Consider the following 24,299-nt stretch of genomic DNA (forward strand, 5'->3'; position numbering starts at 1 on the left):
TGAATCAAGATGAATATAGCAATGACCGGAGCTACCGGATATATCGGTAAACATCTTTCTAATTATCTCACAGAAAAGGGCGGACACCGGATCATTCCTCTGGGAAGGTCGATGTTTCGCGAAGGTATGTCCGGTTATTTGATTCAGACATTGACCCATTGCGATGTTGTCATCAATCTGGCAGGTGCACCTATTAATAAGCGTTGGACACCGGAATATAAACAGGAGCTTTTCAATAGTCGTATTGTCGTAACCAATCGTATTATCCGCGCTTTGAACGCAGTCAAGACGAAACCGAAACTGATGATTTCGGCTTCCGCCGTAGGCTATTATCCTTCGGAAGCGGAGGTGGACGAATATACCCGTACCCGTGGAGAAGGCTTTCTGTCCGATCTTTGCTATGCGTGGGAAAAGGAAGCGAGACACTGTCCCGAACCTACCAGGCTCGTTATTACACGCTTCGGCGTAGTGCTTTCTCCGGATGGGGGAGCGATGCAGCAGATGCTTCGTCCTTTACAGGCCACAAAGATAGCCACCGCCATCGGTCCCGGTACGCAAGCTTTTCCATGGATATCGATACACGACCTTTGTCGTGCAATGGAATTCTTTATCACTCACGAAGAAACACGTGGTGTATATAACTTGGTTGCCCCGCAACAGATCTCGCAAAATGCTTTTACCCATGCGATGGGAAAGGCTTATCAGGCATGGACAACGATTGTGGTTCCTCAAAAAGTTTTCCGAATCTTATATGGTGAAGCTGCCTCTTTCCTGACTGCCGGTCAGAGAGTCCGCCCTACGCGTCTGACGGAAGCGGGATTTCATTTCTCCATTTCCAATGTCGAACGTCTTTTCAGAGGTACGGATCACAGTACGGTTACCTCTCTCGACCTGCACCGGTATATGGGACTCTGGTATGAAATAGCCCGTTACGAGAACCGTTTTGAACATGGACTTGTAGACGTCACGGCTACTTACACGCTTCGTCCCGACGGCATGATTCGTGTAGAGAACCGGGGATGCAAACGTAATTCTCCTTACGACATCTGCAAGACTGCCAACGGACACGCCAAGATACCCGATCCCGCACAGCCGGGTAAACTGAAAGTGTCTTTCTTCCTTAGCTTCTATTCTGACTATTACGTCTTGGAGCTGGATGAAGAGAATTATAACTATGCTTTGGTAGGTAGTAGTACCGATAAATATCTCTGGATACTAAGCCGTACACCTCAACTGCCGGAAGCAATCAAGAAGAAACTCGTCACCGTTGCCGAACGCCGTGGATATGATACGAGTCAGTTGAAGTGGATTGACCAACTCTAATCCCAATCCCTGCTAATAACCCAAGATTATTTTGCAAGAGTACTCAACGAACAATAAGCCAACTTTAAAGTAACAGAAATTATGGATTACGAAATTATTCATCAGCCCGAACAAAAATTGTTCAAGACAGAAGTAGACGGTCGCACCGCCTTTGTAGAATATCGCCTGATAGGTGATTCTCTTGATATTATCCACACAATTGTACCCCGTCCGGTAGAAGGCCGCGGAATAGCTGCTGCACTGGTGAAAGCTGCTTACGGCTACGCATTGGCCAACGGGATGAAACCGAAAGCAACGTGCTCTTATGCAGTGAAGTGGTTGGAAAGACACCTGGAAATAAATGGTTAAATACTCGCTTTTGATTCGTCGGAAAAGGAAATAATATTATCTTTGTAATTGGAAATCAATGAAGAAAAATAGTGTTATGATAAAAGAAGGTGAAAAGGTAAAAGTGGATCCTAGGTTAACGGGACTCGATGAATGGATAGAGGGTACAGTAATTGATATTGAACATAATCCGTTCAAAGGCTTAGTTATAGCGATTCGTGATAAATTTAACCGTATTTTCTTTGGTGAGCAGAAATATTTTATTCCTGTAAATGAGGATAATGTATGTATGCAATAGCCTTTGATATGGTCATTACAGACCTACGTGCCAATTATGGAGAGCCTTATAACAATGCCTATTTTGAAATAAATAAAGTGTTGCGTCAGTATGAGTTTTATAATACGCAGGGTAGTGTATATCTAACAGAGAAAACTGATATGGCAAATCTTTTTCGTGCAATTGATGCATTGAAACGTATTCCTTGGTTTCAGGCGTCAGTTCGTGATCTCCGTGCGTTTCGTGTAGAAGACTGGTCGAACTTTACGGATTTTATAAAAGAAAATAAGTAGATAAGCTTTCAGGCCTGAATATGTATTCATGCCTGAAAGCTCTTTTTATTTCTCAATTACTGTTTCCACCTCTTCAACTGTGGAAAGTACTCTTTCATCGCTTTCCGTGCTTCCTCCACCGTGTATTTTACTTTCGAATCTTTATTGAACTCGTTAAGAAAATTTAGATTATGTTCGATCATCTCGTCCATGGTGCACTCTTTCGTGAAATGTCCGTCCGCATAGCAATAGTGGCAATAATCTTCGTTCTTGCTACCATTTGCTTCTTTTCCAAAAGTTGAGTCGTCTATCGGCATACCGCAACTTTGACAAAATTTTTGTTCCATTTTTCAGTTAGATTATAAGTTTATGTTACAGGCAATCGTTTCCACATCCAGCGGGGAATCATTTTCCAGAAAAAGACCAGTATCCGGTAGCGCCAGTCGATCACCACTATCCGTTGTTTCCGCTCCAGTGACCAGGCAATGTGGCGTCCCACTTTGGCTGCGTCCATCAACATCGGATAATGTTTTCCGTCATTCAGCAAATCGGTGGCAACAAATCCGGGACGGATATCAGTAAAACGGATATTCAGTTTTTGTAAATATGAAAGCTGTTCGAGAGCATCTATGTAAGTGTTCTGGAAACGTTTGGTGGCAGAGTAGGCAGGAGCCACTCCAAGTCCTTTCGTTCCCGCGATGGAGCTGATGACTGCCAGGTGACCGCCTCCGCTTTTCCTGAAATAGATGAAAGCGGTATCCACCATGCGGATAAATCCATCTACATTGGTGTATGCTGTGTTCAGCTCCACCTCCATGTTCAGATTCGTGTTCTGGAAACCGATGCCCGAGCTAAGAAGAAACAAATCCATGCCGCCCACCTTGTCGATGAGCATATTCAATTTCTCGCCTGCATCTTCCTGGGTTACGTCCAACGTTTGAATTTGAATCTGATCCGGTGCTGCCCGTTGTAGGTTTTCGAGAGCAGATTGCCGTCTGCCGGCTACTCCGATTTGCCATCCATCCAGTAACAGACATTTTGCAACTTCTTGTCCGATGCCGGAGGTAGCGCCAATGATAATGGCTTTTTTCATTACTGATTTTTTTAGTAAGTTATAGGTTCAATAAATGTCGTATGGCCTGCCAGGGTGCATAAAGCAACATCCTCGGTCCGGAGAAACGCATCACCTGTCGCATTCGTTCGCGCATGACGGGTTTGTAACAATGTACGGTGCATTCCTTGCATGCACTCTTCTTCTCTCCAAACGGACAATGGTCGAGACGTGCGTGGGCATAGCGGAGCAACTCTTCACAGTCGGCACAAAGAATTGTATTTTTTTCTTTTTTCCGGCAATAGAGGCGGATCATCAACTCTACCGTTTTCTTTTCGTGCGCAATGCGTGATGCTTTCATCTCTTTCTTTTTTACACTTTGGAGTGACAAAGATAGCGAAGATTATGCAGAAATGCAGGCGTATTCTGTTAAAATACACCTTCTTCTTTTTTCTATTTTGAAAAGCACTCTTTCATTTTGGTAGGGTATTTAGAGATTACTTTTTCAAAATGAAAAAAATATTGCATTGATTATAAGCGAATTATCAGAGTCCCTTTCATTTTGGCATACTCTTGGCTATGTGGGGAACATACAAAATGATTCATGAGTTATGGAAGAGTACATTTCAGATAACAGTCTGTATATTCGGAGTAAGAATAATAGCATGATTAACCGGAAGATGATAGGGCGCGTGCTGGGTATGTTGCTATTTATCGAATTGGGGATGTTCTTACTTTGTGCCGGAGTGTCGGCTGGTTACGGGGAAAGTGATTATAAATACTTTCTTTACACCTGTATCATCAATGCTGTGGTAGGCGGATTGTTACTGCTCTACGGACGGGGAGCGGAAAATAAGATGAGCCGGAGAGACGGATATTGTGTGGTCACTCTTTCATGGGTGTTTTTTACCTTTTTCGGCATGCTTCCTTTTTATTTTAGCGGAAGCATTGATACGATAACCAATGCCTTTTTCGAAACCATGTCCGGGTTTACCACTACAGGAGCTACTATTCTCGATGATATTGAATCCCTTTCCCACGGTATGCTTTTCTGGCGAAGCCTGACGCAGTGGATCGGTGGTTTGGGGATTGTGTTTTTCACGATTGCCATTCTTCCTATCTTTACCACGGGAGGAGTGCAACTCTTCTCTGCTGAATCTACGGGAGTGACGCACGACCGTACCCATCCGAAAATCAATGTCATGGCCAAGTGGTTGTGGACAATTTATCTGGTATTGACAGTTTCGGAAACTGTCTTATTGATGTTTGGGGGCATGAGCTTGTTTGATGCCATTTGCCAGTCGTTTGCCACTACTGCTACGGGCGGATATTCTACCAAGCAGAACAGTATATCTTACTGGAATTCTCCGTATATAGAATATGTGGTGGCTATCTTTATGATTGTTTCCAGTATCAACTTCTCTTTGTTTCTGATGTGTTTGAAAGGAAAAGTCGGTCGTTTATTCAAAGATGAAGAGTTACACTGGTTTTTGGCGTCAGTGGGTATCTTGACTTTTCTTATCACGTTGGCGCTCGTCTTTCAAAATCATTATGACTAGGAACTGGCTTTCCGGAAAGCATTATTCCAGGTGTCTACGGTGCATACTTCCTGCGGTTTTGCTACGGATGATTATAATATGTGGCCTCCTTTCACGTGGTTACTGTTGTTTATTGCGATGCTTTCGGGAGGGTGTACGGGTTCTACCAGTGGAGGTATCAAGAATATGCGGTTGCTGATTGTGGCGCGTGCCATCCGGAATGAGTTCAAACATCTGCTCCACCCGAATGCCGTGCTTCCCGTACGTATCAATAAGCAGACGGTGTCTTCTTCTATCGTAACTACCGTATTGATTTTCTTTGCTTTTTATCTGGTTCTGATCCAGATTGGGTGGACGGCTCTTTTGTTTTTGGGAGTTGGCTTTTCCGAGTCCGTCAGTACGGTTATTTCGAGTATAGGCAATGTCGGTCCGGGATTAGGGACTTGCGGGCCTGCATATTCGTGGAATTCTTTACCTGATCTGGCAAAGTGGATACTTTCTTTTCTGATGCTGGTGGGACGTCTGGAATTGTTTAGTGTACTCCTGTTGTTTTATCCGGGATTCTGGAAGAATAGATAAACTGTAAATCATGAACGGACTTCTGAAACATCGTTGGAAGGGTTTGTGGTTGACGGAAACAATCTGTATCTTTGCAGCATGAAAAAGTTATTGTGTCCGCAATGCAAGATTGCAGCTATGTATGTGAAGAATGAACAGGGTGACAGGCTGCTGGTTTATGTGCTCGAAGATGGTGAAGTCGTTCCCAAATATCCGGAAGATTCGATGGAGGGGTTCGATTTGACAGAAGTCTTCTGCCTGGGATGCTCGTGGCATGGTTCACCTAAGCGGTTGGTGAAACGATAGACCGGGGGCATTCATGCTCTCATTCTGATTTTTTTGCTTTATGTCAACTAAAAGAGGAACGCAAATCAAGAACTAATTCATTGAATTTTCCGTATCTTTGCATCCGATTTTAGAACATAGACGTATGGCAACTTCTAAAGAAATGACGGCAGGGCCGGCATTACCTCTCATTTTAAAGTTTACGCTGCCGCTTTTACTCGGCAATCTGTTGCAACAAACGTATTCGCTTGTTGATGCTGCAATTGTAGGAAAGTTTTTAGGAATTAACGCGTTAGCTTCTGTTGGAGCCAGCACATCGGTGGTGTTTCTTATTCTCGGGTTCTGCAATGGATGTTGCGGAGGTTTCGGAATACCCGTTGCGCAGAAGTTTGGGGCGCGGGATTACAGTACGATGCGCAGTTATGTGGCCGTCAGTCTGAAACTGGCTGCGGGAATGTCTGTGGTGATTGCTCTTCTCACCTGTATTTTATGTGAGGATATTCTTCGGATCATGCGTACGCCGGAGAATATTTTCGAAGGGGCGTATGCTTATTTGCTTGTCACGTTTATTGGTGTGCCGTGTACTTTCTTCTATAATCTTCTTTCGAGCATTATCCGTGCGTTGGGAGACAGTAAGACGCCTTTCTGGTTTCTGCTGTTTGCTGCTGTTCTGAATATCATTCTCGACTTGTTCTGTATTCTGGTACTTGACTGGGGAGTGGCGGGAGCTGCTATTGCTACTGTCTTTTCGCAAGGATTGTCGGCTGTTCTCTGCTACATTTATATGTACCGGAAGTTTGAAATATTGCAAGGTACTCCGAAAGAACGCCGGTTCCAGTCGAAACTGGCTAAGACGCTGCTTTACATTGGTGTGCCTATGGGATTGCAGTTTTCTATCACGGCTATCGGCAGCATCATGCTTCAGAGTGCGAATAATGCATTGGGAACAGCGTGTGTGGCAGCTTTTACGTCTGCTATGCGCATCAAGATGTTCTTTATCTGCACGTTCGAGAGTCTGGGAATTGCGATGGCTACGTATAGCGGACAGAATTATGGGGCAGGAAAACCGGAGCGTGTCTGGTTGGGAATTAAGGCGAGTGCTTTGATGATGATCGTTTATGCGGCATTTACATTCGTTCTTCTGATGGTGGGAGCCAAATATTTTGCATTGATCTTTGTAGATCCGTCGGAAACGGAAATACTGTTGGATACCGAGTTATTCCTGCATATCTCCTGTATGTTCTTCCCGATGCTTGGATTGTTGTGTATCCTGCGCTACACGATTCAGGGAGTGGGATATACCAATCTAGCCATGTTTTCGGGAGTGGCGGAGATGATTGCGCGTATCCTTGTCAGCATTTACGCTGTGCCTGCATTCGGTTTTATTGCTGTCTGCTACGGTGATCCGATGGCTTGGATAGCGGCAGATTTGTTCCTCGTACCGGCATTTATCTACGTTTATCGCAGGTTGAAGAAGCAGGTTTTCACAAGTACGGTTACTGTTTAGAAGTCGGCCTCTTTCTGTATGCGTAGAATCTTTCCGCTGATGGGATGACGGAACTCTATATATTCGGCGTGGAGGTATAGTCTGTCCGCTTTCTTTCCGTAAAGTTCATCCCCAAGAATGGGGCAACCCAATCCCTCCGGATGGGCGGCGTGTACCCGTAATTGGTGTGTCCGTCCGGTCAACGGATAGAAAGCAATACGGATTTGTTTTTCTGATTCACTGATGATGCGGTATTCTGTAATCGCTTCTTTCCCGTGTTCTCTACTGACGATTTGCCGGGGACGATCAAGGGGATTCAAACAGAGAGGGAGTTCGATTCTTCCTGTTCTTCCGGGCGGCAGTGCTGTCTTCTCTACTGTTGCTGTTACCCCATCCAACACGGCTACATAGCGTTTCTTGATACTTCTGCTTGCAAATTGTGCCTGCAAATGTTGATGTACCTCTTTCGTTTTAGCTACGAGCAATAATCCGGAAGTCGCCATATCAAGGCGATGTACAATCATAGGTCCGGTAGCATCGGGATACTTCTTTTTCAGGCGATGATAGACTGAATCTCTGTCCTCCTCCTTTCCCGGAACGGACAACATTCCTGCCGGCTTATTGACTACCACTAACCATTCATCTTCATATACGATTTCCAGTTCTTCATCCTCATGGATGGAGTTCAGCAACGGATTCTCGTCTACTTCCAATCCTTGCAACATGTGATGCAAAATAGGTTCACATTTTCCCTTGCAGGAAGGATAATAATATCCATGATGCCGGATTTCGTTTTTAGGAGAGTCGCCCCACCAGAATTCAGCCATAGCCAATGGCTTTAATTGATGAAGATATGCATATTGCAACAACTTAGGCAAAGCACATTCACCCGCACCGGCAGGAGGAACTTTCTGAACTGTCTGCTCGAAGATTGTGTATAGGTCTTTCACTTCTCCTCTGGCATTCAGCATCCGGAACTGCTCGAACAACTTTCTTTGCAAGGCTGCCGAACGTTCTTTCCGTTCGGTTTTCAGTTGTTCTATTTCAGTCTCGAAGTGTCTCGTTTCCGTTTCGAGTTCTTCCAATCGTTTCTTCCATTCTTTTTCCAGTCGTTTGTATTCCGCTTTCTGGTATTGGCTTTCCCGGATCAGGGAGGCTTGTTCCTCTTCGGAAAGGGTAGAGGGGGATTGGCGGCGAATCTCTCTCGCCTCCTTTGCTGCTTTGAGTTCTGCTTTAGCCTGATTCAAAATAGCTTTAGCCTGTTCTGTTTCCGTCTTCCACTTTTCTTTTAAATCGAGATAAGAACGATTGTTTTCTAATTCACGAATACGGATATTGATGGAAGATATTTGTTCTTCTTCAATTTTGAAGAATCCTTCCGGTTGCAATAAGTCGTAGACAGGAGGGACAAAATAAGGATGCAGATTCTTTCCTGCCAGATTGCCGGAGAAAGCAGCGAGATAGCCAATTTCATAGACTGCTTCTTTTTTTGTAGTCTCTTGTTTATTTTCTTTTTGTACAATCAGTACCCCGAACATTTTTCCGAAAGCTAATTCTTCTTGCCATTCCTTCCGGCTCGCGATATGTTTTTTCACTTCTTCCGCTGCCAACACGCACAATGGATGAGGCGTATAGTGGAAAGGATAAGTGAATTTATCCGGTAACGCAAGGTGAGAAATGGGTTGCTTGAAAAAATGTATCATCGGTTTATATATATGAATGAATGTGATTACCTTTGCAAAAGTAAAGTAAATCCGTGAATTATTGAATGAAGTAACATGAATAGAATGGGAGAGAAACCTAAATTTGCCTTTCTTGGCAACAGTCACATGGCATTTTGGGCATTGGATGTCTACTTTCCTTCATGGGAATGTCTGAACTATGGTGCTCCCGGTGAAGGGCTGGCCTATGTGGAGTCTTTTGCGGTAGACACTTCCGATTGCCAGGTCGTCGTTCAATTCGGAACCAATGATATTTATCAGTTGAACGATGAAAATATAGATGAATATGTAGAGCGTTATGTAAAAGCGGTTCTTGCCGTCCCTTCACTGAAAACATATCTTTTCTGTATTTTTCCGCGTAATGATTATGATGATTACAGTACGGCTGTGAATAAATTTATCCAGATCCTTAACCGGAAGATACACGAAAAATTGCAGGGAACAGATATTGTCTATCTGGACGTATTCAATCGTTTATTGCAGGATGGCAGGCTGAATCCGGAGTTGACTCTCGACGATTTACATTTGAATGGTAAGGGGTACAGTATTCTGACAGAAGCACTGAAACAGGCTTCCAGTTTGTAAAACATACCTAAATACTTCATTCCTTGCTTTTATTTATAAATTTGGTGGCATATCAGTTTATTTTTCCTATTTTTGTCCCCAATTTAATAGTAAATAACCCCCATAAAAACGATAAGACTTATGGAAAAAGTAATTATCAATTCGTATGAAGAATTCGAAAAACTAGTAGGCCAACAGATAGGTGTTTCCGATTATGTGGAACTCTCGCAGGAACGTATTAATCTTTTTGCTGATGCAACGCTGGATCATCAATGGATTCATGTAGATACGGAACGTGCGAAAGTAGATAGCCCTTATCATAGCACGATTGCTCATGGCTACCTGACATTGTCTATGCTTCCTTATCTGTGGAATCAGATTATCCAGGTAAATAACCTGAAGATGATGATTAACTACGGTATGGATAAGATGAAATTCGGTCAGGCTGTATTGTCAGGACAGAGTGTGCGTCTGGTGACTACTTTGCACTCATTGACCAATCTGCGTGGTGTGGCAAAAGCAGAAATTAAGTTTGCTATCGAAATAAAAGACCAACCAAAGAAGGCGCTGGAAGGAATTGCTGTATTCCTTTATTATTTCAATTAATAATAAGCTGAAAAAGACACAGATTCTATCTACTTGTGATAGTGACGGTATCCGATAAGGATAGTGACGGTATATAACAACGATACCGTCACTATCACAAGCGGATACCGTCACTATTTTTTCTGTCCGCAAAAACATATTCTCAAAACAATAACGTTCCATTTCTGTTTTAGATAAGTATCAGATATTAATGAAGTATCAAAAAACAGGAATTATGTCATTAAGTAATCTTCTCATCATATTTTCGTCATCGTTTATGGCGCTTTTTCCGGTGATAAATCCTCTGGGAAACGGTTTTGTTGTCAATGGATTTTTTACAGACCTCGATCCTCAACAACGGAAAGCGGCTATTCAGAAACTGACGTTCAATTTTATAATGATTGGTGTAGGGACGTTGGTGATAGGGCATCTGTTTCTATTGATTTTCGGTTTGGCTATTCCCGTTATTCAGTTGGGAGGCGGAATACTGATCTGTAAGACGGCAATGGAGTTGTTGGGCGATTCGGGTTCTACTGATAAAGGAGAAGAGGCCAGCCAGAATGTGGATGGTTTCAGATGGAAGAATATCGAACAGAAGATTTTTTATCCCATCACGTTTCCTATCAGTATCGGACCGGGCAGTATATCGGTTATCTTTACTTTGATGGCGTCTGCCAGTGTTAAAGGCAAATTGTTGCAAACTGGGATTAATTATTTAGTCATTGCGCTTGTTATTATTTGTATGGCGGCCATCTTTTATGTATTCCTTTCACAAGGGCAGAGGTTTATTCAGAGGTTGGGACCGGTGGGAAATCAAATCATTAATAAGCTCGTAGCCTTTTTTACTTTCTGTATCGGTATTCAGATTTCAGTGACGGGTATATCTCAAATATTCCATCTGAATATACTCTGATTGATAGGTATATTCTTATTTGACAGCTAAATACGTATTTGTACTTATTGAAATGAAAGTGATAAAAACAATCAATTTTTCTTTGCTTTCATAGCCTTTAGGGTGTTTCTTCGTACAGAGCGGATGGCAGGAACCAGTAAGTCGGGCTCCATGATTTCCAGTATTGTGCGTAGTTCCTGTTGCAGTTCCGGGATGGAGCGCGTCAGTTGATAAGCCAGTTTCATGCAGAGAGATTGCACACCGGCTGGTTCTTCACGTGATATCATGCGTTCCATGCAGAAATCGAGGAAATCCACTCGTGGCGGGTCGGCGGCAGGTTGCTGGCATATCAGGTTCAGGATCATTCTCCGTTTTCCCGAGTGTGGGCAGGTCATGGCAGCGTCAATCAATTCTTCTTGTTTCCGGCTCAACCATGCTACATCTGCCTTTGAGAAATGAGTACATACCCACAATGCCTGATAGGAGACGATAGCGTCTTCATCGAATATCAGTTGGTAGATTTCTTCTCTAAGCCGTTCATCATCCTGTATAAAGTGGAGTACCTCTCTGATATCTTCAATGTGTACTCGTTCGGATAATCTTGCACGTAGGTTCATGTAGCTTTCGTTTTTGGGAAATTAATCTCTATTAGCGGAATCAGCTTCCGGCAGTTGCAAATGGAGAATGGGGAAAGGTTTGCCCATGCTGTCCGTTTCATCTCTGCCGATGACTTGGAATCCCAAATGGAGATAGAACTGGAGTGCTTTTTCATTCTGCTCGTTTACGTCCACCTTATCCATATGTTTTTTGTCTCTTGCATATTCCATTAATCGTTTGCCATATCCTTTTCCTTGTTCGTCGGGGTGTACGAATAACATTTCGATCAGTTCGTCGCTCAATCCCATGAAGGCGGCCATCTTTCCGTTGGCATTCCGGATAACAAAAAGTTCAACAGCGGGTAGATAATGCTTCCGCACCAGTGGTTTATAAAATTGGATATGCTCTTCCGTCAGGAAATCATGCGTGTGGCGAACGGACATTTCCCATACATGGAGGATTTCATCATAGTCTTCCGGAGTAGGTTGGGAGATGCCGGGCAGGTAGTAGCACTGGTGGTCGTAGATGTTTCCGTTGTAAGTCAGTTCTGCCTGATGAAGTGTACCTTCATAGATGAAACCGTTCTTTTTCAGTACTTTCTGCGAACGTTTATTGTGCGGATAACAGGTCGCTGTGATGAGGCTAAGCCGCAATTCTTCAAAGCCATAGTTGAGGACACCCTGCACTGCTTCGGTCATGTACCCTTTGCCCCAATGAGATTCGTCGAGCCAGTAACCCAACATTCTCACTTGCGGATTTTCGCGTTTAGGGTCGGGGATAATTCCTACGGAACCGATTAGCTGTTTTGTATCTTTTAGTATCACTGCCCATATCCCCTCCTGGTCGATAAATGTGGAATGAAGTATCCGGCGGGATTCATCCAATGTACGATGGGGCGGCCATCCGGCATTGTTTCCCAGATTCGGGTTCTGGCAGCAAGCGAAAAATGTTTCTGCATCTCTTTCTTCGAAAGGGCGGAGAAATAAACGTTCTGTATGGAGCGTCACAGGGGGAATACTTTCTATTTCAGTTTCCTGTCTTGCTTTGTTTTTCGATTCGTTTGCAGTTTTCCGATATACGCACTCAATCCGGTTTCCGTCAGGATCGAGGACTACACTTTCAAAGTATCCGTCTCCCGAAGTACGCGGTTCGCCGGCAATGGTATATCCTTCCGAACGCATTTGTTCGGTGAAGCGTAATACTTCTTCCTGGCTGGGGAAGGTGAAAGCAAAGTGTGTCAGTCCAACTCTGTTTTCTTCAATGGGAGTGTTCTGTACATCTGTACGGCTCATCAGTTCCAAGTCTGTTCCCTCTCCAAAGGAGATAAAATAGGACTCGAATCCTTTCTTGGGATTGATATATTTTTCATTGCTTTTTCCTCCGAAGAAGCGGACATAGAACTCTTTTAGTTCTTCCAGACGAAAAGTCCAGATAGCGATATGATGTAGTTTCATATAAATGAATTTTCTAATTTCTATTACTTTGTTTCAATCTTCATTCGTACCGAACGTACTTTGTCTCCATCTTAATGCTGCATTACATATTCGTAAACGATACGGGAAATATCAGCGATAATTTTACTGTTCGCCTGATTATTTTCTTCAGAATCCTTCACGAAGACAGCTATACTATAAGTACGTCCACCGGGCAAAAGAACGAAACCGATGTCATTACAACCGATTTGTTGTCCTTTCGCATTAAGATCTCCCGTTCCGGTTTTATGACCGACGGTTACTTTTTTGTCGAGCAACGGAGCAACCAGACGGTCTTGTCCGGTTTGACACTCCACCATTGTTTGAAATATGAAGTCTTTGTACACTTTGGGAAACAATGGCTTCTTACGGAATATTTCCACTAATTCGGCTGCGGCTAACGGAGTAGTCCAATTTTCATAACATAGGTTCAAGTCTTCGTGCATGGCAGTTTCCGTACCGGCAATGGCACATTCCCGAATTCCCAGTGAATGGATATACTTGTTTACGGCATTCGGACCTCCCTGATAATCAAAAAGAATATCGCAGGCATTGTTGTCACTCTGTTGGAGTGTATATTTTAGCAGGTCGGCAATACTCATTTCAATTCCGCCCTGCGGATATTTATCTCGTAGCGGACTGTAAGTATCCGGCTTTAAATCCGATTTTTTAATGGGTAACCGGGTTTCCAGCGATTGCTTCTGTTTTCCCATATAATCTGCCAATGCTAATGCCTGATGAAACTTGAATACGCTCATCAGTGGATAGTGAATATCATTATTGACAGTTATCGTATCTTTCCCATCAATGATGACGGCTATTCCTATTTCGGCCTTCTTTCCCTTGATGGCTTCTTTCAACTGTGTCTCAAGTTGAGTTTGTCGGGCAAACAGGAGGGTGGGGACTAAACAAAGAAATACTATGAATGAACGCATAATCAATTTCTCTTTTAACGGGTTACTAATTCTCTATTGAAATCATATTCTCTGTTGAAGTCACAAAGGTATAAATAGTAATTGCCTTTGCAAATTCTCATTCAAAAATAGTGATGTCAGATAAGAAATTCCTACTTTTGTGAATGAATCAATTAATGAGTAAGTGTTATGATAAGATGTCAGTCGGAATTATTTCAATCATCGGTAAAATTAGTAGATGGCTTGAAAATGAACACAAAAGAGGAGTTAAAGCAGGTGGCGAAAATTTTGCTTTTATCTGTTCCCACAAAACTGCGTAAAGATGAATATGCGGAATTTTTAGCAGAAGCAGTTTTGGCTTGCCCCGACATGTGGCTTCCCCGATTGACACAGTATGAGCTGACTTTGCTTGATAAGTTGGTGAAAGCGGGAACTGATACGTATGTAGAAACTACAAATTCATTTATGGTGAGTACGTTGGAAATTCTGTCTTTCGTAGCGACGGATACTTGTCACTTGGAAGAAAGTAAAGTCCGCTACATGATTTGTGATGAATTGCGTGAAGCCGTAGCTCCTTATTTAAATAATTATTTGACTTCGGAAAAGCAGGCAATCCGTTTTATGGTAGAGCAGTATGCTTATGGAATCATAAATTTATATGGTTATCTGTCTTATTTCGATCTGTTAAGTATGCTGGTTGACTATTTGCAGGATTCGGTGACGAAAAGAGAAATAGCCGATAGTTTGGCTAATTCGGCATTGATACAGCGGCTAACCTTTGAGGCGGTGGATGGTTATAACTCTACTATTTGTATACAGTCTCCATTTTTGGACGATTTAGATGATTTGGAAGAAAAAATGTATGCTCGTCGTGAAATAACAAATAGGAAGAAGTTTTCCAAAGAAGAAGCTTTTGCGGCAGGAATGATGCCGTTAGTCGTTATTCCTAATCCGTGTTGGGATGAATTGAAGGTATATATGATGAAGAAACTGGGATATACGGAGGAAAAAGCGGATAGCAGTTTGGCATATTTGTGGCTTACTGCTCAAACGGAAGAAAATTCAATGTCTATTATTACTTCAATGATTAGCCATAAACTTTCTTCCATGCAGGAGCTGCAAGAGGCTATTGAACTATTTATGGATTATGTGAATCATTGTCCCCGTTGGTTTCTGAAAGGCTATTCTTCGGATGAAGCATTCGTTTTATTTGAAAAAGAAAAATTGAAGAATAATCCTCCCCGTATTGTTGCAGGTCCGAATATGAAGGCTGCCGGTATGGACATTACTCCGGAAATGCAGGCAAGGATAGACAATTTGTTTCGTGGTATGCCTTCCGGACACACGGTCGGAAGGAACGATCCTTGTCCCTGTGGAAGCGGGAAGAAGTATAAAAAGTGTTGTGGAAGAAATAATTAAGAGGAAGAAAATTGTGACAAATATGTAACATAAATACAGAAGGGGGCACAAATAAGAAGGTTATATAAAAGAGTAAAATATTCATTATGATTACATTAGATAATTTTGAGAGCTGTGTGCCATATAGAATATTAGTGCGCGGAGAAGAGTATTATGAAACAGGGGCTGTTTCTGAATTGGAAGAAGATTCGCCCGGTGAATGGACTGCGACAGTAGAGGGTACGGTGAATTATAACGTAGAGATATCTATGGACGGAAAAGAAATAGAGACTTGGTACTGTGATTGTCCGTATGATGGGGAAATTTGTAAACATGTAGTAGCCACCTTACTGGCAATTCGTGATAATGAGAAAAAGGTGAGTCGCAGTGCCTTTTCCAAGATGAAAGCAAAGGTAGAGGAAGCCGTTGTTTTAGAGGAGACCAAAGAAGCGGTCAAGGCTTGTCAGCCCTATGTGGAAATAGGACAATTATTGTCATTCGTTAAACCACAAGAACTTTCACAATTTATATATGAATATGCCTCTATGCATCCGGAGTTTAAAACAGCCCTTTTGAATCGTTTTATAGCTAAAGAGTTGTCTGTAACGTCAAGGGACAAGAATTATAAAGCAGAGATTCAAAAAGTGTTTGATAGCTCCAATTATAGTAAAAAGTCTCGTTATCGCAATCGCTACGATGATTTTGAGTGTGATTGGGAAGCTGTTTTCAATCAGATGGATCTTTTCTTGGAGAAAGCGGATTTCTTTCTGAAATTGGGAAACATAGAAAGCACTGTCGCTATAGCTCTTCAAACGCTTCGTTCAATCGGTGAAAATTATGATGATGAACTTTTGTATAATGATGATCTCTGCCCTTCTGATTATTGTGAACAGGCAGGAGATTTGTTGGTAAAAGTAATCGAGCATCCTAAAATTACTCAAAAGCAAAAGACAGAAATTCTTCAGGAACTGGGGCAGATTGCTAAAATATCTATTTATCGTGATTATGACCTTTATGATATAGACGAATTGCTGATGCAAATAAATCTTTCCATTCAACCGGCAGAAAAAGCATTGGAATTGATTGACAAACTCCTGGAAGAAAGAAAAGATACTTACGACTTATATCAAATCGTTCTTCGGAAAGTCAATCTGTTAACCGAATTGCATGAAGAGCAAAAAGCGGCTGATACGATTCGTCAATACCTTTATTTAACTGAAATTCGAAAAATGGAAGTAGATAAATTGATTGCCTGTTGTCAATATGATGAAGCTATCCGTTTGCTGAATGAAGGAATAGAGATTGCGGAAAAAGAAGAACATATCGGAACCATAGATGAATGGTTGAAAACTAAATTGATGATTTACGAGATGACTCATCGAACTTCCGATGTCATCGATACATGTCGTTTATTGTTTGTGTCAGGTAGGGATAAGTTAGAATATTATAGGAAACTTAAAACTCTTGTTCCGAAAGAAGAATGGAAGAGCTTTCTGGATGCAATGATGGAAGATACTCATTTTAGTGAATATTTTTCTTTTGGCGCGAATGATGAGGCTGAAATTTATGTGAAAGAAAGGGATAATGAGCGTTTGTTCAAATTGCTATCATCAACCAGGTATCATCAACTGGAAGCATTGATGAAGTATTCTTATTATCTGAAAGACACTCATTCGGAGCAATTGATTGCTATATATACTTCTTTGTTGAATGATTACGCAGAACAGAATATGGGACGGACTCATTATGAATATATAGCACAAGCGTTGTTGTGTGCAAAGAAACTTAATGAGGGGCAGGCAGCAGTGAAAAGGTTGGTTGCAGAGTTCCGGATAAAATATAAACGTCGTCCGGCAATGATGGAAGTATTGTCGAGGTTTTAAAAATACTTTATTATAAGTTTTTCTGTATCTCTGTTGTTTGGAGATAGCAAAGTTCGTACCTTTGTAAGGTTATCAAATAAGCTTGATTATGAAAAAGTCTATAAAACGTTTACCCAAACGTACACAGGAAGAATTGACAGTCTTGCTGGATTTAGTGCGTAAAAGCATCGAAAATTGTCAGATGGTTATCCTGTTCGGAAGTTATGCAAGGGGAAACTATGTTTTATGGGACAGTAATATCGAATTTGGTGTTCATACTTCCTATCAGAGTGATTACGATATTCTTGTCGTCGTGACCGGACAGACTAAATATGTGGAAAGAAAATTGCACCGTATTACGAATCAATATCATGATTTGTTTGCTGGTCGTCGTCATGCTTTTCCACAATTTGTTGTAGAACATATTAATACCGTAAACCGTAATCTGGAAGTCAGCCAGTATTTCTTTACGGATATAGTAAAGGAGGGTATTATGCTTTATAATAGCGGCAAACACGAATTGGCTAAACCACGGAAGTTGAGTTTTAAGGAGATTCGGGATATTGCACAAAAAGAATTTGATAGATTATATCCTTATGCGTGTAATTTTTTTGACTTAGTGAAAATATGTTTGTCCAAAGAAGATTATAACTTATCCGCTTTTTTGCTTCATCAAACTTGTGAAAAATTATACTATACTATTCTGATGGTCTTTACGAACTATCTTCCAAAGACTCATAAGGTTAAAGAACTTGGTGGGATGGTGAAGCGTTTCTCACAGGAATTGACAACAGTCTTTCCTCAAAATACAGGTTCAGAAAAAGAATGTTTTGATTTGTTATGCCGTTCTTATATTGAATCCCGCTATAACAAAGATTTCGGTATCTCACAAGAACAATTGGAATACCTTATTTCCCGTGTTGATATTCTGCGAGATGTTACTGAACGCTTGTGTAAGGAGAAAATTGCGGAATATGATACAATGACGGAATCTGTTGATACTATAGTTTGAAAGCAGGTCATATGTCGATACAAAATGCCAATCATCATCACGATAGATGAAGGCAAAATTCTTTATATGATTATCTTTTTTATCTCCATTATGCTGGCTTAAGGGCATCGAAGGGACTTGAAAGAGTAATCTATCATCGTTTCCGTTTAAACATAGGACAAGATATTGCATAATCAGGAGTAGGCCGTTTAGGGATATTGGGACGTTGTAGGCCGCAATTAGCTAATCCATTTTTATTAGCCCAACTAAGATTATACTCGCAATTAAAACAAGTTTTTTTCAGGGTATTATCTTCAATCTCAATTTGTTCTGTTTGAATAGATTGACGATGCTCTTTTTGCTCACGAAGTTCCGTTTTACAAAGTCTATACTTTTGCCCATTATTTTCAATGAGTATGGGAGTTGATGAGGTAGGGGTTTCCTTTACTGCACAACACGAATATCTCAAATTACATTGTTGGCAATCTGTTTCAGATGCTACCTTGACAGATTTTCCTCTACTCCGATAAATCGATTCTATTTCGTTAAAATAGACTTCATTGTTAATCCATCTTCTATCCGCATTTGATGATAGAAGAAATTGCTCTAATGTTTCTAAAGTCTGATTGGAAAGATCAACTTCAAGACAAGTCAGATTATGATAGTCTATATCTTGCTTATGTTGCACTTTATAATTAAATACGAACTCTATCAGGTATTGTTTATTATCATGGGTTGTGGCAATCACATCGGGTTGTTTGTCTTCGCGCTCAAAACGACTATCGATTTTTACATCAACAAATTCAATATCCTCCTCCTTATATATACCATAATAAGACGGCGCATGAATCCGCTTCTTTGTTTGTATAATTTGCTCTGCCAATTTATACAATATAACCATGTAACATATTTCAAGACGGGCTCCTCGGGTATCACTATGATGGGCAAATCCATGTTCTCTTTCATCACCATGTCTGGCAAGTAATTTTTCATGGCAATTCGGGCAAGTACATTCACAACGTAAACCTCTTGATACACTATCAACATGTACCATTTTCCCCTCGGTATTTTCAGCCCAAGAAAAGACATACTCTTTTTTCATATTTGCTACTTACTATAATTTTTTATTATTATACAACAACTCTAACATTTCCTCCGCAATCACACTCTCTGAAATCCTTATCGCATTATCCTCTTCCGTATTATAACCGAGGTAATTCACACTTCCATACCATATTAATGATTTATCAATAACTGTAATATGTAAGGACAAATTCTCTTTGGCAATTACTTTAACCCCAATCCTTTTCAATAATTCATCCTTTTCTGAATGGCATTTTACGAATACTATAATTTGAACGCCTCGTAAGGTAAGTTTTTGTAGCATATCAAGCGTGGGAGTCCGTATGCTAAACCACAATTTGGAAGAGGATATTACTACCGATTTACGAGTACATGATAGGTCGGAAAGAAATGGCTTTAAGAAATTCATTCCATTAAATATGATATCTGGAGAATCGTGGAAAAGATTTGTCGGATTAATTGTACTCAATTTATAGCCAACCGCTGCATATCCTTTCAATCTCCGTTTATACATGGTGTCACATAAGGACAGATGAATGTCAATGTAATCATAAATAATAACATCTTTCTTGCCTGGATACTCACGGTGCAAACGACCTGCATATTGTGCTACGATGCCTTTCCACGAAACGGGCAAGGCGAGAAATAGCGTATCAAGACGAGGATAGTCGAAGCCTTCTCCCACATACTTGCCTGTAGCAACGATTGCAAGAAGTTCTGTTCTTGGAATATTTTGTAAACGTTCCATTTTCAAGCGTTTTTCTTTTACTGATTCTGAGCCGACAAGCGTTATTACATTCTTGCATTTTGAAGTAAGCATGGTTGCTAATATTTCCACATGAGAGGTCAGATTTATCAAAATAATAGGAGAACGTCCATCTTGTAATGCTTTACATACATCATCTATGATGCGTGTGTTCCGACAGATGTCATTACTCATTCCTTGTATGGTTTGAGTATATGTTTTCTTATCATCCGTCAATTCCCGATAATTTGTAAAACGAGGTATAAGCAACCGTTCGAATGTTTGCGAAGCCATCTGTGTTTTTGCATCAGCAGAATAACGGATAGGACCACATTGCATAAAGATAATAGGTTGATGTCCGTCTTTGCGAATGGGCGTTGCCGTCAGTCCATATACATAACGGGCGTTTGAGTACTTCAATATCCGTTCGAAATTTACCGCTGAAACATGGTGACACTCGTCCACTATCACCATGCCGTAATTTCGGATAAAGGGTTTTATATCATTTTCTTCAAAACAGGATTGCATCAGGGCAATATCTACCATACTATGTAAATTGTTTCCTTTGGAATCCAAGGTCCCAAAAGGAGAAAATACTTTTTTGCGTCCACGTTTGTGTGGTGTATCTTCTTGTTTGTAATCTATCATCAAGTATTCTTCCAATCGGGTTTTCCATTGCTCGAGCAGGGCTTTGGTATGTACAAGAATAAGTGTGTTTACTTTGCGCTCCACTATCAATCCGATAGCCGCTACGGTTTTTCCAAATGCTGTAGTTCCATATAATACGCCATTGTTGTGTGGTATCAAATTTTTTATAGCTGCAACCTGTTCTTCACGTAACTCCCCTTTGAATTGAACAGAGATTGGGGTGCCAAATTCCGTTTGATCGTTCATGCGATAAGAAACATGGTTTTCATCCAACAAATTAGTAATAGCATCCTCACATCCACGAGGTAAGGCGATGTATTTACCCGATGGCTCTGCACATGAAATAATGCGAGGTACATTATATGTAGATAACCTCATTCCCAATTTTGCATAGAATTCTGGATTTTTGAAAGAGGCAATGCGTTTTAAGTGATTAATCGCCTTTGCAGAAAGATCTTCCAAAGGAATATAAAGCATATTGGATTTTATGAGAAGTAGTTCCTTGGGGAAATCTTCTTTTGCTATCTTTTGTGCCGATGGTGTTTCCCAAGGTTTGGCTTCGCTTGTAGTTGACAAATCTCCAAGTTCTGATGTTATTCCATGCTTCAATAAAATTCTATCAACCAATATTTCTGAAACTTTTTGCACACCCACCAAATACGTCCATTGGTCTTCATATGGCATAAAGTTTTCGTCGACGAATACACTGTTCCCTTCCTTTCGAGCTTTGCCTTGTAGGGGCAATGCGACCAAATTTCCGAAACCACCTTCTGGTAATCTGTCTTGATTTGGGAAGAACCGGTCGTATGACTTGAAGGTCATCCGTCCATTTCTTTCCATAGCTTCTGTTAATATGGTATTGCCTAATTTCCTCGCCTTACTTGCTTCCAAAGATGTTTCAAAGAATATCCAGACATGTGCACCGTTTCCCGAGCGTGAACGTTCAATGGCATGTGGAATCTTCCATTCCTTACAAACATTTATATAGGATAATACATCATTTTGATAGCCATGCTCGCATGATTTATCATCAAAGTCGGCACAAAGGAAGTTACATTTGTTGTCCGGGAGGATAGCATATACTCCGATTACATCGCAACCATCAATATCCTTACCCTCAAGATGTCTATAAACATCTTCATAACTCAACTCCTTAAAATGGCGATTAGGACATTCGGTACATTTATATTTCCTTTTATCACATAATTGTCTGTCCCATTCATTCAAACATACAGGTTGGTAACCAGATTTTCCACTATTCTTGCTATACCATCTTCTTGCAAAAATATCTTTCCGACCATGGAATAACTCTCTAAACAATGCGACCTTTTCTTCCAAAGACAAATGAGTGGTTACAATACTTTTTTGTGGCTTATCCTCTATATGTAGTTGCATCTTTAGATGTTTGATTTCATCTTTTAAGACTTTGTTTTCCTCTTGGAGCCGTATATTGTCTTCAAAAAGTTCTTCGTATGTCGGGTTCTTCTTCATGGTAGATAAAATCTTGCAATCATATTTTCTGCTGAACTTAGAAATAAGTCGATATAGCATAAAGCGGAACATTTGTCATCCAGTCCTGCTCTCGATAATCCGACATGGAGAAACGCAATCCGTGCATACCTGGACGAGAAGCCACAAAGGTGGAAAGTGATTTGGCACGGAGATTCTCTTCTGCCTTTGCCTCTATCGGAACGATTTCACCACCATGTTGAATCAGAAAATCTATCTCTAATTTCGCATCGTTACTATAATAGAAAACAGAAGTATCGCGTGTCGCTACTAATTGGCTCATCACATAATTCTCCGTAAAGGCTCCCTTTGATTCCTCCATGCCGTTTTCAGCTACTAATAGCTTTTCCGGTGGGGTTTCGCTCATGGCTCCCAACAAGCCACAATCTAAAAGGAAAAGTTTGAAACCGGAAATATCCACATAGAATTTTAAGGGCATCTTAGCTTCGTTCACCCTTTCTGCCTTATAGACCAAACCGGCATCCATCAGCCATTGGATAGCTATTTCAAAATCTTTAGCTCTACCTCCCGGTTTTGTCACACCATAGATGAATTTCTTATTTTCTTTCACTAATTGTGAAGGCATGGATTGCCACACCATATTGATACGATTGGATTCCGAAGTAGGCACGTGCTTCGATATATCTTTTTGGTAAGTGTAAAGAATATTGTTTTGGACTTCTCTCACCTTAATGGCATCATTGGTTTCAATGAATTTCATGACTGATTCGGGCATACCCCCTACAAAATAGTATTCGCGCAACGCCTTGACGTATTCGTTTTTAAGTAGTTTTATCGTTATCCAATCCTTGGAACGAAGAATATCAACCATTTGTTTTTTGCCTTTTGCTAATAGGAATTCATCGAATGTCATGGGGTAGATATGCAGAATATCGACCTTCCCAACAGGGAACGATTCACCTCTATGCATAGTAATACCCAATAACGACCCTGCAACCGCCACATGATATTGGGGGGCATTTTCGCAGAAATATTTCAAAACTGACAATCCGCGTGGCGATTCTTGGATTTCATCAAGGATAATCAATGTTTTACCGGCTTCTATGCTTTGCTCTGTGATGGCACCTATTGCAAGGATGATACGTTGTATATTATAATCTTGCATAAACAGATTCTTTGCCAATTCATTATCATCGCAATTGATATAAGCTACATTAGCAAATTCTTGTTCTCCGAATCTTTTAAGAATATAGGTTTTGCCAACCTGACGTGCACCTGATAAGATAAGGGGCTTTCTACCTTCCTTGTTCTTCCATTCCTTGAGCTGCTCTATAATGTTTCTATACATGGTAGTCTATTATTAAATTTGATGTCTAGTACAAATATACACTTTTCCTACCGAACTTTTACTCTTGAATCACATTTTTCTTACCGAATATTTTGCTGCTAAATACGTAAATCCTACCGAATATCAAAAAGACTATTACTTTTCTACCAAATTTTCTTTGTTTTTGTAGTCTGAATTCTGGCAAAAGAACGCAAGAAAACATGGAACGAAAGAATGGATTATTTTTCTGATAACTAGCAAGTTGAATTTTTCGTAGTGAATAATGTGTATCAGAGGTTATGCAAGGGGAAAATCGCGGAATATGATACGGGGTGGAATAGTTGCCTTCAGTGAAATAAAGAGGTGTCGCATTTATGAATTGAATTCAGTTTACGCAACTCTATGAAATAAAAAACAAAATATATCTGTCATCTGTCACGGATTATAATCTAACTTGCAGAGTATAAGAACTTAATAGCGTGACAGCACAAGGTGACAGCAGTGTGATAGCAATAATGCTGTCACCCCCCAAAAAGAGATCAAAGATACTGTTTGGAATTTGATAGTATCAGCTATAGAAAGAGATAAGTCGTTCAATTTATTATCCCCGTACTTATGAATTGTGCCCTGCCTTTAAACTAACGGTTTCAAGGCGTGAAACTGTTGGTTCTGCGGTTTGAAACTTTAGTTTCATAAGCTTGAAACTCTAGTTCCAATTACTTGAAACCATTGGTTTCTTGCCGATGAAACTCTAGTTTCTCCTAGCTGGAACTTTAGTTTCAAGCAGAGAAAACTAACTTGAACCGTAATTGAGTGATAACGATCCCGTTTCTTTCGGCTAAATAGGTACTTAATATATCAATAATTTTCTATATTAAAATATTGTTTTTCTTGTCGGTCCCGGATAATATGA

General features: G+C 40.8%; 22 protein-coding genes and 1 pseudogene. 13 read left to right on the top strand and 10 right to left on the bottom strand.

What is annotated here, in order from left to right; genetic code table 11:
- The first annotated feature begins 9 nt into the window (after window positions 1-9).
- The 4 genes from CJF29_RS06420 (at window position 10) to CJF29_RS06435 (ending at window position 2,220) form a co-directional block, all read left to right on the top strand.
- The gene (locus CJF29_RS06420) at window positions 10-1,323 is read left to right on the top strand and encodes a TIGR01777 family oxidoreductase (RefSeq protein ID WP_099146114.1); all 1,314 of its coding nucleotides are present in this window, start codon (window positions 10-12) and stop codon (window positions 1,321-1,323) included.
- A gap of 81 nt (window positions 1,324-1,404) precedes the next feature.
- Window positions 1,405-1,671 (top strand): GNAT family N-acetyltransferase, encoded by a 267-nt coding sequence (locus tag CJF29_RS06425; protein WP_074557888.1) that lies wholly within the window; start codon window positions 1,405-1,407, stop codon window positions 1,669-1,671.
- A 58-nt stretch (window positions 1,672-1,729) separates the two neighbouring features.
- Window positions 1,730-1,948: a hypothetical protein gene (locus CJF29_RS06430; RefSeq protein WP_004301974.1), complete on the top strand. Its 219-nt coding sequence runs from the start codon at window positions 1,730-1,732 to the stop codon at window positions 1,946-1,948.
- On the top strand, window positions 1,936-2,220 hold the full coding sequence (locus CJF29_RS06435; protein WP_004301975.1) for a virulence protein: 285 nt from the start codon (window positions 1,936-1,938) through the stop codon (window positions 2,218-2,220). Before CJF29_RS06430 ends, CJF29_RS06435 begins: the two co-directional genes overlap by 13 nt.
- Window positions 2,221-2,276: 56 nt before the next feature.
- Here CJF29_RS06435 and CJF29_RS06440 read toward each other — a convergent pair whose 3' ends face one another.
- The 3 genes from CJF29_RS06440 to CJF29_RS06450 are packed head-to-tail and all read right to left on the bottom strand — an operon-like array spanning window position 2,277 to window position 3,611.
- Window positions 2,277-2,546: a zinc ribbon domain-containing protein gene (locus tag CJF29_RS06440; protein ID WP_074557890.1), complete on the bottom strand. Its 270-nt coding sequence runs from the start codon at window positions 2,544-2,546 to the stop codon at window positions 2,277-2,279.
- Between the two features lie 20 nt (window positions 2,547-2,566).
- Window positions 2,567-3,292, bottom strand: a complete 726-nt coding sequence (locus tag CJF29_RS06445) for an SDR family NAD(P)-dependent oxidoreductase (RefSeq protein ID WP_099146115.1) — start codon at window positions 3,290-3,292, stop codon at window positions 2,567-2,569.
- A 19-nt stretch (window positions 3,293-3,311) separates the two neighbouring features.
- Window positions 3,312-3,611: a nitrous oxide-stimulated promoter family protein gene (locus tag CJF29_RS06450; RefSeq protein ID WP_004304816.1), complete on the bottom strand. Its 300-nt coding sequence runs from the start codon at window positions 3,609-3,611 to the stop codon at window positions 3,312-3,314.
- Window positions 3,612-3,861: 250 nt separating this feature from the next.
- Here CJF29_RS06450 and CJF29_RS06455 point away from each other — a divergent pair.
- From CJF29_RS06455 to CJF29_RS06465, 3 genes and pseudogenes are all read left to right on the top strand, one after another.
- A pseudogene (locus tag CJF29_RS06455) lies at window positions 3,862-5,367 on the top strand (TrkH family potassium uptake protein).
- Window positions 5,368-5,445: 78 nt separating this feature from the next.
- Window positions 5,446-5,652 (top strand): hypothetical protein, encoded by a 207-nt coding sequence (locus CJF29_RS06460; protein ID WP_007750505.1) that lies wholly within the window; start codon window positions 5,446-5,448, stop codon window positions 5,650-5,652.
- Window positions 5,653-5,776: 124 nt separating this feature from the next.
- The gene (locus CJF29_RS06465; RefSeq protein ID WP_099146116.1) at window positions 5,777-7,138 is read left to right on the top strand and encodes an MATE family efflux transporter; all 1,362 of its coding nucleotides are present in this window, start codon (window positions 5,777-5,779) and stop codon (window positions 7,136-7,138) included.
- Here CJF29_RS06465 and CJF29_RS06470 read toward each other — a convergent pair.
- Window positions 7,135-8,820, bottom strand: coding sequence for an RluA family pseudouridine synthase (locus tag CJF29_RS06470; protein WP_074557899.1), 1,686 nt, complete (start codon window positions 8,818-8,820; stop codon window positions 7,135-7,137). The two genes, CJF29_RS06465 and CJF29_RS06470, sit on opposite strands and share 4 nt — an antisense overlap.
- Window positions 8,821-8,895: 75 nt before the next feature.
- Between CJF29_RS06470 and CJF29_RS06475 the strand changes: the two genes are divergently transcribed.
- From CJF29_RS06475 to CJF29_RS06485, 3 genes are all read left to right on the top strand, one after another.
- Window positions 8,896-9,423, top strand: coding sequence for an SGNH/GDSL hydrolase family protein (locus CJF29_RS06475; RefSeq protein ID WP_099146117.1), 528 nt, complete (start codon window positions 8,896-8,898; stop codon window positions 9,421-9,423).
- Window positions 9,424-9,543: 120 nt separating this feature from the next.
- The gene (locus CJF29_RS06480; RefSeq protein WP_004301986.1) at window positions 9,544-10,008 is read left to right on the top strand and encodes a MaoC family dehydratase; all 465 of its coding nucleotides are present in this window, start codon (window positions 9,544-9,546) and stop codon (window positions 10,006-10,008) included.
- A gap of 214 nt (window positions 10,009-10,222) precedes the next feature.
- Entirely contained in the window at window positions 10,223-10,900 is a 678-nt protein-coding gene (locus CJF29_RS06485) for a MarC family protein (RefSeq protein WP_074637896.1), read from the top strand.
- A gap of 71 nt (window positions 10,901-10,971) precedes the next feature.
- On the opposite strand, the gene CJF29_RS06490 is transcribed toward CJF29_RS06485, so the two are convergent.
- The 3 genes from CJF29_RS06490 to bla form a co-directional block, all read right to left on the bottom strand.
- Complete coding sequence (locus tag CJF29_RS06490) at window positions 10,972-11,496, bottom strand: hypothetical protein (protein ID WP_099146118.1); 525 nt, start codon at window positions 11,494-11,496, stop codon at window positions 10,972-10,974.
- 21 nt (window positions 11,497-11,517) lie between these two features.
- Complete coding sequence (locus CJF29_RS06495) at window positions 11,518-12,930, bottom strand: GNAT family N-acetyltransferase (RefSeq protein WP_074557905.1); 1,413 nt, start codon at window positions 12,928-12,930, stop codon at window positions 11,518-11,520.
- 71 nt (window positions 12,931-13,001) lie between these two features.
- Entirely contained in the window at window positions 13,002-13,883 is an 882-nt protein-coding gene (gene bla / locus CJF29_RS06500) for a class A beta-lactamase, subclass A2 (RefSeq protein ID WP_099146119.1), read from the bottom strand.
- Between the two features lie 228 nt (window positions 13,884-14,111).
- Here bla and CJF29_RS06505 point away from each other — a divergent pair, with 228 nt between their 5' ends.
- From CJF29_RS06505 to CJF29_RS06515, 3 genes are all read left to right on the top strand, one after another.
- A complete protein-coding gene (locus tag CJF29_RS06505; RefSeq protein ID WP_413544528.1) occupies window positions 14,112-15,281 on the top strand; it encodes a YecA family protein in 1,170 nt (389 codons plus the stop codon).
- Window positions 15,282-15,367: 86 nt separating this feature from the next.
- Window positions 15,368-17,143: an SWIM zinc finger family protein gene (locus CJF29_RS06510; RefSeq protein WP_099146120.1), complete on the top strand. Its 1,776-nt coding sequence runs from the start codon at window positions 15,368-15,370 to the stop codon at window positions 17,141-17,143.
- Between the two features lie 88 nt (window positions 17,144-17,231).
- Window positions 17,232-18,134, top strand: coding sequence for a HEPN domain-containing protein (locus CJF29_RS06515; protein ID WP_074557932.1), 903 nt, complete (start codon window positions 17,232-17,234; stop codon window positions 18,132-18,134).
- 133 nt (window positions 18,135-18,267) lie between these two features.
- Here CJF29_RS06515 and CJF29_RS06520 read toward each other — a convergent pair whose 3' ends face one another.
- The 3 genes from CJF29_RS06520 to CJF29_RS06530 are packed head-to-tail and all read right to left on the bottom strand — an operon-like array spanning window position 18,268 to window position 23,407.
- On the bottom strand, window positions 18,268-19,215 hold the full coding sequence (locus CJF29_RS06520; protein ID WP_074557909.1) for a hypothetical protein: 948 nt from the start codon (window positions 19,213-19,215) through the stop codon (window positions 18,268-18,270).
- 12 nt (window positions 19,216-19,227) lie between these two features.
- Window positions 19,228-22,080 carry a TOTE conflict system archaeo-eukaryotic primase domain-containing protein gene (locus tag CJF29_RS06525; protein ID WP_099146121.1) on the bottom strand — a complete coding sequence of 951 codons (2,853 nt, stop codon included), beginning with the start codon at window positions 22,078-22,080 and terminating at the stop codon, window positions 19,228-19,230.
- Window positions 22,081-22,117: 37 nt separating this feature from the next.
- Window positions 22,118-23,407 (bottom strand): ATP-binding protein, encoded by a 1,290-nt coding sequence (locus CJF29_RS06530; RefSeq protein ID WP_074557912.1) that lies wholly within the window; start codon window positions 23,405-23,407, stop codon window positions 22,118-22,120.
- Between the last annotated feature and the right edge of the window lie 892 nt (window positions 23,408-24,299).

Origin of the sequence: Bacteroides celer, assembly GCF_002632415.2 — a bacterium.
In the GTDB taxonomy this organism is placed as follows: Bacteria; Bacteroidota; Bacteroidia; order Bacteroidales; family Bacteroidaceae; genus Bacteroides.

Bases quoted from the DNA above. Each gene is read 5' to 3' on its own strand.
- CJF29_RS06420 (WP_099146114.1), top strand. From the start codon at position 10: ATGAATATAGCAATGACCGGAGCTACCGGATATATCGGTAAACATCTT.
- CJF29_RS06425 (WP_074557888.1), top strand. From the start codon at position 1,405: ATGGATTACGAAATTATTCATCAGCCCGAACAAAAATTGTTCAAGACA.
- CJF29_RS06430 (WP_004301974.1), top strand. From the start codon at position 1,730: ATGAAGAAAAATAGTGTTATGATAAAAGAAGGTGAAAAGGTAAAAGTG.
- CJF29_RS06435 (WP_004301975.1), top strand. From the start codon at position 1,936: ATGTATGCAATAGCCTTTGATATGGTCATTACAGACCTACGTGCCAAT.
- CJF29_RS06440 (WP_074557890.1), bottom strand. From the start codon at position 2,546: ATGGAACAAAAATTTTGTCAAAGTTGCGGTATGCCGATAGACGACTCA.
- CJF29_RS06445 (WP_099146115.1), bottom strand. From the start codon at position 3,292: ATGAAAAAAGCCATTATCATTGGCGCTACCTCCGGCATCGGACAAGAA.
- CJF29_RS06450 (WP_004304816.1), bottom strand. From the start codon at position 3,611: ATGAAAGCATCACGCATTGCGCACGAAAAGAAAACGGTAGAGTTGATG.
- CJF29_RS06460 (WP_007750505.1), top strand. From the start codon at position 5,446: ATGAAAAAGTTATTGTGTCCGCAATGCAAGATTGCAGCTATGTATGTG.
- CJF29_RS06465 (WP_099146116.1), top strand. From the start codon at position 5,777: ATGGCAACTTCTAAAGAAATGACGGCAGGGCCGGCATTACCTCTCATT.
- CJF29_RS06470 (WP_074557899.1), bottom strand. From the start codon at position 8,820: ATGATACATTTTTTCAAGCAACCCATTTCTCACCTTGCGTTACCGGAT.
- CJF29_RS06475 (WP_099146117.1), top strand. From the start codon at position 8,896: ATGAATAGAATGGGAGAGAAACCTAAATTTGCCTTTCTTGGCAACAGT.
- CJF29_RS06480 (WP_004301986.1), top strand. From the start codon at position 9,544: ATGGAAAAAGTAATTATCAATTCGTATGAAGAATTCGAAAAACTAGTA.
- CJF29_RS06485 (WP_074637896.1), top strand. From the start codon at position 10,223: ATGTCATTAAGTAATCTTCTCATCATATTTTCGTCATCGTTTATGGCG.
- CJF29_RS06490 (WP_099146118.1), bottom strand. From the start codon at position 11,496: ATGAACCTACGTGCAAGATTATCCGAACGAGTACACATTGAAGATATC.
- CJF29_RS06495 (WP_074557905.1), bottom strand. From the start codon at position 12,930: ATGAAACTACATCATATCGCTATCTGGACTTTTCGTCTGGAAGAACTA.
- bla (WP_099146119.1), bottom strand. From the start codon at position 13,883: ATGCGTTCATTCATAGTATTTCTTTGTTTAGTCCCCACCCTCCTGTTT.
- CJF29_RS06505 (WP_413544528.1), top strand. From the start codon at position 14,112: ATGAACACAAAAGAGGAGTTAAAGCAGGTGGCGAAAATTTTGCTTTTA.
- CJF29_RS06510 (WP_099146120.1), top strand. From the start codon at position 15,368: ATGATTACATTAGATAATTTTGAGAGCTGTGTGCCATATAGAATATTA.
- CJF29_RS06515 (WP_074557932.1), top strand. From the start codon at position 17,232: ATGAAAAAGTCTATAAAACGTTTACCCAAACGTACACAGGAAGAATTG.
- CJF29_RS06520 (WP_074557909.1), bottom strand. From the start codon at position 19,215: ATGAAAAAAGAGTATGTCTTTTCTTGGGCTGAAAATACCGAGGGGAAA.
- CJF29_RS06525 (WP_099146121.1), bottom strand. From the start codon at position 22,080: ATGAAGAAGAACCCGACATACGAAGAACTTTTTGAAGACAATATACGG.
- CJF29_RS06530 (WP_074557912.1), bottom strand. From the start codon at position 23,407: ATGTATAGAAACATTATAGAGCAGCTCAAGGAATGGAAGAACAAGGAA.